We start from the raw sequence: 11420 nt of genomic DNA on the forward strand, positions 1-11420 counted from the left end.
AATAGTTTAGTCTTAAAAAGAAAATTCAATGATCTATAGCGGTGTCCTTACCAAAATGAGAACCGAACTTAGCGATACAGTACAGTATTATCTAGTCTGGAAGGATGATTTCATTCATATGAATCAATTGATAGGCAAGAAAATAAGTATCAATTTTCTCAAATATGAGTGCTTGAATTGTAGCCTTCAGAAGAAGATTTTCAGACAGGGTCTATGTTATGATTGTTTCAGCTCTATACCCCAGGCTGGGGAATGGGTGATTAGTCCGGAGAAAAGTAAAGCGCATTTAGATGAGGAAGATCGTGATCTGGAGTATGAAAAGAGATCGCAGCTGCAACCGCATATTGTCTACCTGGCAAATTCAAGTGATGTGAAAGTTGGGGTTACGCGTAAAACTCAGGTGCCTACAAGATGGATTGATCAGGGTGCGCATGAAGCGATCGAAATTGTGGAGGTTCCCAATCGTTATCTTGCCGGAATTACTGAAGTTGCCCTAAAGAATCATGTAGCCGATAAGACGAACTGGAGGAAAATGCTTACTAACGATGTGCTTGATCTGGATCTTCATGCTGAAAGAGATAAACTGAAGCCATTCATTCCAGATGAAGTACGCGATTATTATTTGGCCAGTAACAAGGAGACCGAAATCAAATTTCCGGTAGAGAAATATCCTGAAAAAGTAAAAACCCTGAATTTGAGTAAGAGTCCGTTTTATGAAGGCTTATTACGCGGCATCAAAGGTCAGTACCTCATTTTTGATGATGGCACTGCATTCAATGTAAGAGGTCATGAGGGTCACGTAGTCGAGATCAAAGTAGTGCTGTAATTTTAGATACAAATCAAAAAAAAGCAGAACCGGAAGGTTCTGCTTTTTCGTTCCTAATTATTATTGGTAGTGGTATCAGTTTTCTTTTTATTATTTTTCAAGATGCCACCCAGAATATTTTTTGCAGCATTCTGAACCTGTTCCTTCTGTGACTTCTGAATACTATCAGATTTAGTTGTTTTGCTTTGAGCGATGCTGTCCTGCTTTACAGCAGTTGTATCGTTTTTACTGAAAGGCTTTTTGGGATCACGTTTCCCCTGAAGGATATCATTGATCGCGTCTACAGCTTTATCTTCCAGCTTGCCTTTTTGTTTTTCAACCACCTTCTGGGTAAGACTATTCACTGCCTGCTGCATGTTCAAATTGATTTTTGGATTTTGAAAATTTCCGGTGATTCCAACGGGTAGTGCTACCATCATATTGGAGAAGTCTTCACCACTAAGTTTTCCAAGTGTTCCGCCTACTTCATTTCCGAGATATTTTGCCGGAATGTCCAGTTTAAGGTCATAGTTCATATTCAAATCAAATCCATGAGTCCCACTAACCTGGAACTTAACACCTTTAATGTCAAAATCAAATGGTGCAATAGCTACCTGCCCATCATTAAATGAAAGCTTCGTTTTAAGATTGGAAAGATCGATCTTATCGAAATTGATGAAACCAAGCTGACTATCAAGTTTTGACAATAATGCTGCTTGTTGCGGGTCGAGTTCTGCAGTAAGTAACTCTGCAAGAGCATCACCCACCAGGCTGGTAAGTTGCGGGGTAAGATCCTCGTTCAGGTTACCCTTTAAATTTACTTTGGACTGTACTTTTCCTTTCATGGCTTTTGCCAGTGGAGCAAGATTCTGCATAAGTTCAAGTCCGTTAAAAGATGACGCGATATCCAATGAATTTAGATCCAGGTTCATCTCGAAAGTAGGAGTAGGGTTTTTTGTGGAAACAAAGCCATTGGCACCAATACTACCATTAAAAATATTGGTAGATACATTCTGCAATCTGGCAGATTCATCTTTGATAATCAATAATCCAGTTACATTCTTTAATTCCAGATTATCATAAAAAACCGTATTAGCATCAAATTGTAACTGAATATCCAGAAAAGAAGGAATTTTTACGGCTTCCTTTCCGGTGGTCTTACTTTCTGTTTTTTGTTCGCCATCTTCAGTCGTCGTTGTGACCTCTTCAGTTTCAGCCAACATAAAATCATTCACAGAAAACACATTCGATCTAGCTTTAAAATCACCCTTTAGCTGCTGATCTGTAAATAGAAATCCAATTAGGTTTTGAATGGTACCATTTGCAGTAAGATCTGTTTTTCCGGTGCTTAGCTTCAATTCAGGAACACTAACATTCCCCTGATTAAAGCTCATATTGGCATTGGAAATACTGATCTTGTTTGGAATTTCAGGAGAAGCATAGCTAAAGTTTGAAATAGAAGCCGTTCCCTTACTTTTTACATTTTGATATTGTTCTTTTTCAATAGAATTCATATCGAAACTGGTCTGCACATCTGCAGTAAGCCTTCCATTTAAATCCTGTTCGAGCTCCAGCGGATAGGCTTTATTGAGGTTAGCCAGATTTATACTTCCCTTTAAGGCTAGACTTACCAGCATATTTTCAGTAAGATTACTCACTTTTCCATTGGCAGAAAATTGATCTTCATCTATTCTGAAGGTAGCCGTATTGATATCGATATATGTGTCTTCTGCAATTCCGGTGTCATTAAGAATCACCATATCCAGGTTGATATCCTGAACACTTTTAGGCAGCTCCGGATATTTGAACGATGCGTTACTGGAAGATATTTTCACGTTCATCTTCGGAATATAGGTATCGTCAGCTTTTCCGAAGATTCTACCGTCAACGATAAAGTCTCCGTTGGTCTCTACATTTTCAATATTCTGCGCGTAAGTTTGCGGAATCACCGCCAGGAAATTTTTGAAATCTGAAGAGGGAGTTTTAAAGCTTAGATCCATTTCAGTATTACTTTCATTTACCTGCACATAGCCATCAAAAGTTAAAGGTAACTGGTTGACCATCGCTTCGTTTTCAAGAAAAGTATAGCGCAAATTCTCCAGATCCATTTCCAGTACTGCATCCAGGCTTACAGAATTCTGATTCAGATAATTTACTCCGTCATAATTAAGACTTACCAGTGCTTCGGAATAAGTTTCAAGTTCAGAAGTAGCAAGAGAGAAATCACCATTTCCTTCATGATTCAGGTTTTCAACATCCAGTGCGATCTTCGCCGACTCATCCACATACTTAATCCTGGTATTGTTGATCTCATAGTGCTTTAGGTCCAGGCTGAATCCTGTAGCGGTCGAATCTGCGGCGGTTGCCGTGGTATCTTCAATAGCAATATCATAATTGGCTCGTCCCAATGAGTCCACTTTAATATTTAGATAGGCGTTATTAATCTTTACCTGATCTACTCTTTTAGGTTCAGAGCTACTCTTAAAAAGTTCCTTGACAGACATTTCCAGAATGATCTCTTCACTAAGTGCAAGAGTATCTCCTTTAAAAGGTTCGTTATTTATAATGCTAAGTTCCTCGATCACCAAAGTAGCATCAGGAAAATTTCGAAACATACTAAGGTTAATATCTTCAAAATCTACCTGAGCATCCATGTTCTCGTTCAATGTTTTTCTCACGAGATCCTTCAGCTGAGATTCAAATACAAAAGGTGCGATCACTAATAAGATGATGATGGTTAGTAGTGTAAATCCAATTATTTTAAATGCTTTTTTCATAATTCTATATTTTAGAACAGCTATGCTATTCAAGAGTAGGTTGATCAAATTGTAATTCTTCCGCAGGCTTCAGCTTAAAATATTTTCTGAAGGCGAAAACCGCAGCATACAAAAATGGCGTGTCTATCGCAGCAATCAAAACTTTAAAAAGAAATCCGCTAAGTAAGAGTCCGCCAAAGAGTTCCCATGAAATTTTATTAAAAGTACAGAGCAAGAATAGGACCGAGAATGTGTCTACGAACTGGGAAAGGAAGGTAGAAAAATTGTTTCTCAACCAGAGATGGTTCCCGCGGGTAAGTTTCTTCCAGAAATGAAATAGCTGAATGTCCACATACTGAGCCAGCAAGTAGGCGACCATGCTGGCAAAAACCGCTATCGCTGTAGCTCCAAAGACTCTTCCAAAGATTTCATTGTCAATGGGTGACCAGCTGGTAGCAGGGACATAATCTGCGATATAAATAATTAATAAAGAAAAAACGGATGCAAAGATTCCAGTAGTTACTACCTGGTTGGCCTTATTTTTTCCATAGATCTCGCTAATAATATCGGTGATCAAAAAAGTGATTGGATATGGTAAAATTCCCACGGAAACCTCAAAAGTGTAGATTCCGAAGAAATCCCAGTAAAAAAACTTTTGAAAGATCAGGTTGGAGACCACCAGAGAGGCAATGAATAACGCGCTCAGGATCATATAAATTTGTAAAGCCCTGTGCTTCTTTTTCCGGGAAAGTTTACTCAAATTTTTTTATTAAGTCTTGCTACAAAATTAAGAGTATGTGCTTTTGTTTTGCTTAATTTGCTGTGAAATTATTTGAAGCTACCTATTAAAATTTTCTTAATCCGTTTTGAATTCCCCTAAAACAGTACTATTGGCCTTAGGTAGTAACCTTGGCGACCGTCTAGGTTATATGCAAACTGCGCTTGATCAAATTCATGAAACTATTGGATGGGTTCGGGAGGTTTCTGGTATTTACGAAACTCCGGCCTGGGGATTTGAAGGAAATTCATTTTACAATGGCTGTACGAAGATCGAAACAAGACTGGATCCACAGCAAATTCTAAAAAGTTTACAGGCAATAGAAAATAAACTGGGACGAGAGAGAAATAATTCCGGTGCTTATCAAAACAGGGTGATCGATCTGGATCTTCTAATTTTTGAAGATGAGATCATTCAGGTAGAGAACTTGCAGATCCCACATCCCGGAATTCCAGATAGAAAATTCGTTTTATTGCCGCTTCAGGATATTGCAGCAAAGGAAATACACCCGGTTCTTAAAAGGTCGTATCGCGATCTACTTGCAGATACCAGTGATATTTCAGAAATTAATAAGGTTTCAGAGAAATTAAATATTCCGGGTATTAAGTATAATTTTCCTGCTTGTAATTATATCGCTGTAGAAGGAAATATTGGTGCCGGTAAAACCAGTTTTTCCACGATGGTTTCCGAAGATTTTAATGCAAAACTGATTCTCGAACGCTTTAAGGACAACCCATTTCTACCTAAGTTTTACGAAGATAAAGATCGCTATGCATTTTCATTGGAAATGTCTTTCCTGGCAGACAGGTATCAGCAACTCTCAGATGACCTCGCGCAGTACGATCTATTTAAGGACTTTATCATTTCAGATTATGACGTTTTCAAGTCACTTATTTTTGCAAGAATTACGCTGCATGAAGATGAATATTCACTGTATCACAAGTTATTCCATCTAATGTATAAGGAGCTGGTAAAACCGGAACTTTATATCTATTTGTATCAAAATACCGACAGGTTGCTTCAGAATATCAAAAAAAGAGGCAGGGATTATGAGCAGAATATTCAACCGGAATATTTGATCGAGATCAATAAGAGTTACCTGAATTTTATCAAGTCTCAAAGTAATATGAAGGTGCAGATCATCGATATTTCAGACCTGGATTTCGTGGCGAACCGGCAGGATTACTTGAAGCTTCTGGCTGAAATCGATAAAGCTGTAAACTAGTTTATCGCTGTAATTTCGAGAATAGATCCCATACTACAACCCCTGTGCTTACTGAAATGTTCAGAGAATGTTTGCTTCCCAGCTGAGGTATTTCAATAACCGCATCACTGGCAGTTACTACGTCCTGTTGTACACCTTTCACTTCATTCCCGAATATTACTGCGGAAGTCTGATCCTTTAAAGGTTCAAATTTATCCAGCATCACAGCATTTTCGGCTTGTTCTATGGCGTAGACTTTTTTTCCTTCCTGCTGAAGTTTTGTGACAAGCTCAAGAGTATCTTCCGCATATTCCCATGCCACAGTCTCCGTGGCGCCCAGAGCGGTTTTTTGAATATCCTTGTGGGGTGGTCTGGCAGTAATTCCGCATAAATAGATCTTTTCGATCAAAAATGCATCGGCAGTTCTAAAAACCGATCCAATATTATTCAGACTTCGAATATTGTCCAGAATGATGATAATTGGAGTTTTGGTTGCTTCTTTAAATTCTGAAACCGTTTTCCGGTCCAGTTCCGCATTTTTAAGTTTCCTGTTTGCCATGCCGGCAAAAATAGCAAAACTTCAGAAGCAAATAGTGGGATCTAATTTCGCAGCTTGCACAAATGTTAGGATTAAGTTGTAATTACGACCTAAGCAGCTCATTTTTTATCGCTTTCGCTTAAATTGCAAGGCATCCAAAAATTAGAATTTGCCAAGAAGAAAAAAGACCTTAGAAGCTAATAAGATCAATTTTAGAGAGAGTTTTGCCTCCCTTAAATTTGTTCCCAGATTTTTTAAAGAAATACGGAAAGTGAATCCGTCACTTTTTTATGCCAATATTTTTGGTCGTGTTTTAAATGCGGTGTTACCGGTGATCATGCTTTTGCTGGGAAAACTGATCATAGATGAAGTGATCCTGCAGATTGGGAATGATCTAAAAGATCTGGATAGATTATGGATGCTGGTGGCGGCAGAATTTGGATTGGCTATACTTTCAGATCTGTTAAGTCGTGGGATTAGCTTAAGTGATGCGCTTTTAGGCGATCAGTACTCCATCGATACATCGGTAAGAATAATAAAAAAAACTTCAGAACTTAATCTGGACCAGCTTGAAGATTCTGAATTTTACGATAAACTGGAAAGAGCACGGCAGCAGACTACGGGAAGAGTAGGATTGATGTCTAATATTTTAACCCAGGGTGAGGATGTCATTGTGATAATCTCTTTACTTGCCGGGGTCGTTGCTTTTGAGCCTTGGCTAATCATTCTTTTAATTGTTTCGATCATTCCTACCATTATTAATGAGATCAAGTTTAGCGGAACAAGCTATTCTCTAGCCCGAAGCTGGACGCAGGAAAGACGGGAACTTGATTACTTGCGTTATGCGGGTGCCAGTGATGTCACTGCAAAAGAGGTGAAGTTGTTCGGACTCTCAAATTATCTTGCGGGAAGATTTCAGAATCTATCAGCCAAATATTATAAGCAAAGTAAGAGCCTGGCGAAACAAAGAGCTGGTTGGGGTTCAGTTTTTAATATTATTGGAACAGGAGCCTATTATGGTGCTTACGTATTTATCATCTTTAGAACCGTTGCCGGAATTTTCAGTATTGGTGACCTGACTTTCTTATCTGGGTCCTTCAATAGATTACGATCAAAATTACAGGGTTTTTTCACCCGTTTTACTCAGATTACCGAGAGTGCTCTCTATCTTCAGGATTATTTCGAATTCCTGGATCTGTCCTTCAGCAATGAAAATTCAGAAGAAAAGCTTGAATTGCCAAAAGAGATCAAACATGGTTTCGAGTTTAAAAATGTTGGTTTTAAATATCCAAAATCTGAAAAATGGGTGGTTAGAAATATCAATTTTCACCTTAGAGCTGGAGAAAAACTGGCTTTTGTTGGTGAGAACGGAGCTGGAAAAACAACATTGATCAAATTGCTTTTACAGTTTTATGAACCAACGGAAGGGGAGATCTTACTTGATCATGTTCCAATTCAAAAGTATAACCAGGCGGCGTATCAGCAATATTTTGGTGTGATCTTTCAGGATTTTGTGAAATTTGAATTGACCCTGCGTGAAAATATTGCCATGGGTGAAATTGGAGAAATAGGCAATCAATCCCGAATAGACAGTGCTGCACAGAAAAGTCTGGCGCAGGAAGTAGTTTCAGAATTACCGCTTGGCTATGCACAGCAGTTAGGGAAAAGATTTAAGAATGGAAAGGATCTTTCCGGAGGTCAATGGCAAAAAATTGCAATCGCCCGGGCTTATATGAAAGATGCAGAGGTGCTGATTCTTGACGAACCAACTTCGGCTCTTGATGCCCGCGCAGAAACCGAAGCATTCCAGCGCTTTATTCAATTAACTCAAGGTAAAACGGCGGTGATCATTTCGCATAGATTTAGTACCGTGCGTATTGCAGACAGAATTATGGTTTTAAAAAACGGTCAGGTGGAAGAAATTGGAACTCACCAGGAGTTGATGGCGAATGATAAATTATATGCCGAGTTATTTAATTTGCAGGCTGCTGGATATCAATAATCTGTAATTTTAAATTCAATGGAACTACATACGATCAGACTTTTGCTTGATTTCGGACTTATGGTTCTGATCTGGATCGTGCAACTGGTCATTTATCCCGGGCTTTGTCATTACGGGCAGAATGAACTTGGTGACTGGCATAAAAAATACACCGGAAGAATTGGGGTGATCGTGGGGCCTTTAATGATCTTGCAATTGATCGTTGCGAGTTGGCAATTATTCCTACATCAGGGTGTTTACGAGATTACGAGCTTACTATTTATAGTAGCTTTATGGCTGCTTACCTTTCTTATTTTTGTGCCTTTACATAATGCGATCAATCCACCTGAAAGTTGCGAGCAGATCACCGGGAACCTTGTCTCCAGGAATTGGTCCAGAACTATTTTATGGTCTGCACTATTTCTCATGACGCTTCTCGTCGAAATTTTAGATTAAATTTTCGGGCAAAGTCCTGAATCTTTACATTAGCATTCCATAAAATCCCGGAAAATTGGCAGATAAAAAATCGCAGAAGGTGACCCCTTTAATGAAACAGTACAATAGCATTAAGTTGAAATATCCTGATGCCATGCTGCTTTTCAGGGTTGGGGATTTTTATGAAACATTTGGAGAGGATGCGGTGAAAGCTGCACGTATTCTCAATATCGTACTTACCAATCGTAATAACGGCGGTGAGCGCACGGAGCTGGCAGGATTTCCTCATCATTCACTTAATACTTATTTACCAAAATTAGTCAGAGCGGGTCAGCGAGTTGCCATTTGCGATCAGTTAGAGGACCCGAAAATGACTAAAACGATCGTTAAAAGAGGAGTTACCGAACTGGTTACTCCAGGGGTTGCATTTAACGACGATATCTTAAGCAGTAAATCGAATAATTTTCTTTGTGCCGTTCACTTCGGAAAGAAAAATCTGGGAATTTCTTTTCTGGATATTTCTACGGGTGAATTTTTATGCGCACAGGGAAATCAGGAATATATCGATAAACTACTTCAGAACTTTTCACCTAGTGAAATTCTTGTTCAGAAGAAGTATAAGAAGGATTTTACATCGGCATTTGGCAAGGATCATCATTGTTTCTTTTTGGATGACTGGATCTTTAAAAGTGACTATGCTCATGAAACTCTCAACGATCACTTCGGAACAAAATCGCTAAAAGGTTTTGGTGTAGATCATCTTGAAGAGGGTATTGTAGCTTCTGGGGCGGTGCTCTATTACCTTGGAGAAACCAGGCATCATCGCCTTCAGCATATAGTTTCTTTAAACCGAATCGCAGAAGAGCAATACGTATGGATGGACAGGTTTACCATCAGGAACCTAGAGTTGTATCATTCTAATGCGGCAAACGCTGTGACCTTGCTGGATGTGATCGATAAAACGATCTCACCAATGGGTGGCCGACTTTTAAAACGCTGGCTGGCACTACCGCTCAAAGATGCGAATCTTATAGAGCAACGTCTGGAAGTAGTAGATTTTCTGCTGAAGAATCCGGATAGATTAGAAAGAATTCAGGAGCAATTAAGAGAAATGAGCGATCTGGAACGTCTAATCTCCAAGGTTGCTACGCAGAAGATCAGTCCGCGTGAAGTAAACCAGCTAAGACATTCGCTGAATGCCATTATGCCAATTAAAGAACTCGCTCTGGAATGCGATAATGAAGCGATCAGGGTTATTGGAGATACTTTGAACAGCTGCGATTTGTTGCGTAGTAAGATTTCTGAAAGTATTACTGAAGAAGCACCGGTCAATGTTCAGAAAGGAAATGTGATCGCGAAAGGTTTTTCTTCAGAATTAGATGACCTGCGGGCCATAGCTTTTTCTGGAAAGGATTATCTCGATAATATGATCAAACGTGAAAGCCATGAAACTGGCATTACATCCTTAAAGATCGGAAAGAACAATGTGTACGGTTATTATATCGAAGTTAGAAATTCACATAAAGACAAGGTGCCGGAAACCTGGAACAGAAAGCAAACCCTTGTAAACGCTGAACGTTATATTACAGAGGAGCTCAAGGAATATGAGTCCAAGATTCTGGGAGCAGAGGAGAAGATCCAGCAACTTGAACAGGAATTATTCTCAAAACTGATCTCTTGGATGGCTGAATATATTGATCCTGTACAGCGAAATGCAAAGTTGATCGCAAGACTGGATTGTCTTGCTTCGTTTGCTCAACTGGCTAAACTGGAGAATTATTCGCGTCCGTCTATCACCGATAGTCATGCACTGGCGATCGAAGAAGGAAGGCACCCGGTGATCGAGAAACAATTACCATCTGGAGAAATCTACGTGACCAACAATGTTAATCTTGATCGAGAGGATCAGCAGATCATTATGATCACTGGTCCAAACATGAGTGGTAAATCGGCTATATTACGACAAACTGCGTTGATCGTTCTTATGGCTCAAATGGGGAGTTTTGTACCCGCGAAAGCTGCAGAAATTGGTTTGGTGGATAAGATCTTTACCCGGGTAGGAGCGAGCGATAATATTTCGATGGGAGAATCTACTTTTATGGTAGAAATGAATGAAACTGCAAGTATTCTGAATAATATTTCTGAAAGAAGTCTTGTGCTGCTTGATGAAATTGGAAGAGGAACCAGCACCTATGACGGGATTAGTATTGCCTGGGCGATTAGCGAGTATTTACACGAACATCCGGCCAGGCCAAAAACACTCTTCGCTACACATTATCATGAGTTGAACGAGATGTGTGAAACCTTTAGCAGGATTAAGAATTATAATGTTTCGGTCAAGGAATTAAAGGATAATGTATTGTTTCTTCGGAAGCTTGTACCCGGAGGTAGTGAACATAGTTTCGGGATACATGTCGCAAAGATGGCGGGGATGCCTCAAATGGTATTACATCGAGCGAACAAAATTCTTGCGAAACTGGAGGCTTCCCACTCGATGGAAGATTCCGGGGTGGTTATGAAAAGTTCTGCGGAAGAGGAAATGCAACTTAGTTTTTTCAATCTGGATGATCCTTTACTGGAAGATTTGAAGCAAGAGCTACTGGGAATTGATATTGATACACTAACGCCGGTAGAAGCACTAATGAAGCTGAATGAGATCAAAAGAATGCTCAGTAAGCAGTAAGTATATTTATGGGTTACACTTTAAGTATTGTAGTTAATTATTGCTGAAGTACATATTAAATGAAAGTTGCTCAACTCCTAATTACTGATAATGAAGAGATAAGCATCCATGCTGGAAAGAATTGGTTTTTGAGGAATCTTTTTTCTTAAATAATTCTTTGCTGTTATAAGATTTGTTTTAAATTTGCCTCCGCAATAAATGCTATGATAAATGGCGTTGTGTTCTTTAAAATCGCGAAAA

8 protein-coding genes are annotated in these 11420 nt (G+C 39.2%); 5 read left to right on the forward strand and 3 right to left on the reverse strand.

What is annotated here, in order from left to right:
- Positions 1-28: 28 nt before the first annotated feature.
- On the forward strand, positions 29-826 hold the full coding sequence (locus ACNI3T_RS09695; protein WP_418227614.1) for a DUF2797 domain-containing protein: 798 nt from the start codon (positions 29-31) through the stop codon (positions 824-826).
- Positions 827-879: 53 nt separating this feature from the next.
- Here the strand turns inward: ACNI3T_RS09695 and ACNI3T_RS09700 are convergent, their stop codons facing one another.
- Complete coding sequence (locus tag ACNI3T_RS09700) at positions 880-3582, reverse strand: AsmA family protein (RefSeq protein WP_418227615.1); 2703 nt, start codon at positions 3580-3582, stop codon at positions 880-882.
- Between the two features lie 25 nt (positions 3583-3607).
- On the reverse strand, positions 3608-4273 hold the full coding sequence (locus ACNI3T_RS09705; protein ID WP_418227882.1) for a queuosine precursor transporter: 666 nt from the start codon (positions 4271-4273) through the stop codon (positions 3608-3610).
- Positions 4274-4427: 154 nt separating this feature from the next.
- Between ACNI3T_RS09705 and folK the strand changes: the two genes are divergently transcribed.
- Entirely contained in the window at positions 4428-5564 is a 1137-nt protein-coding gene (gene folK, locus ACNI3T_RS09710; protein ID WP_418227616.1) for a 2-amino-4-hydroxy-6-hydroxymethyldihydropteridine diphosphokinase, read from the forward strand.
- Between the two features lies 1 nt (position 5565).
- Here the strand turns inward: folK and ACNI3T_RS09715 are convergent, their stop codons facing one another.
- Positions 5566-6102 carry an RNA methyltransferase gene (locus tag ACNI3T_RS09715; protein WP_418227617.1) on the reverse strand — a complete coding sequence of 179 codons (537 nt, stop codon included), beginning with the start codon at positions 6100-6102 and terminating at the stop codon, positions 5566-5568.
- 148 nt (positions 6103-6250) lie between these two features.
- Here ACNI3T_RS09715 and ACNI3T_RS09720 point away from each other — a divergent pair, with 148 nt between their 5' ends.
- The 3 genes from ACNI3T_RS09720 (at position 6251) to mutS (ending at position 11180) form a co-directional block, all read left to right on the forward strand.
- Positions 6251-8083, forward strand: a complete 1833-nt coding sequence (locus ACNI3T_RS09720) for an ABC transporter ATP-binding protein (RefSeq protein WP_418227618.1) — start codon at positions 6251-6253, stop codon at positions 8081-8083.
- Between the two features lie 18 nt (positions 8084-8101).
- Positions 8102-8518: a hypothetical protein gene (locus ACNI3T_RS09725; RefSeq protein ID WP_418227619.1), complete on the forward strand. Its 417-nt coding sequence runs from the start codon at positions 8102-8104 to the stop codon at positions 8516-8518.
- A 91-nt stretch (positions 8519-8609) separates the two neighbouring features.
- Positions 8610-11180 carry a DNA mismatch repair protein MutS gene (gene mutS / locus ACNI3T_RS09730; RefSeq protein ID WP_418227883.1) on the forward strand — a complete coding sequence of 857 codons (2571 nt, stop codon included), beginning with the start codon at positions 8610-8612 and terminating at the stop codon, positions 11178-11180.
- Positions 11181-11420 lie beyond the last annotated feature (240 nt).

The organism is Christiangramia qingdaonensis, from assembly GCF_048381525.1.
GTDB lineage: Bacteria > Bacteroidota > Bacteroidia > Flavobacteriales > Flavobacteriaceae > Christiangramia.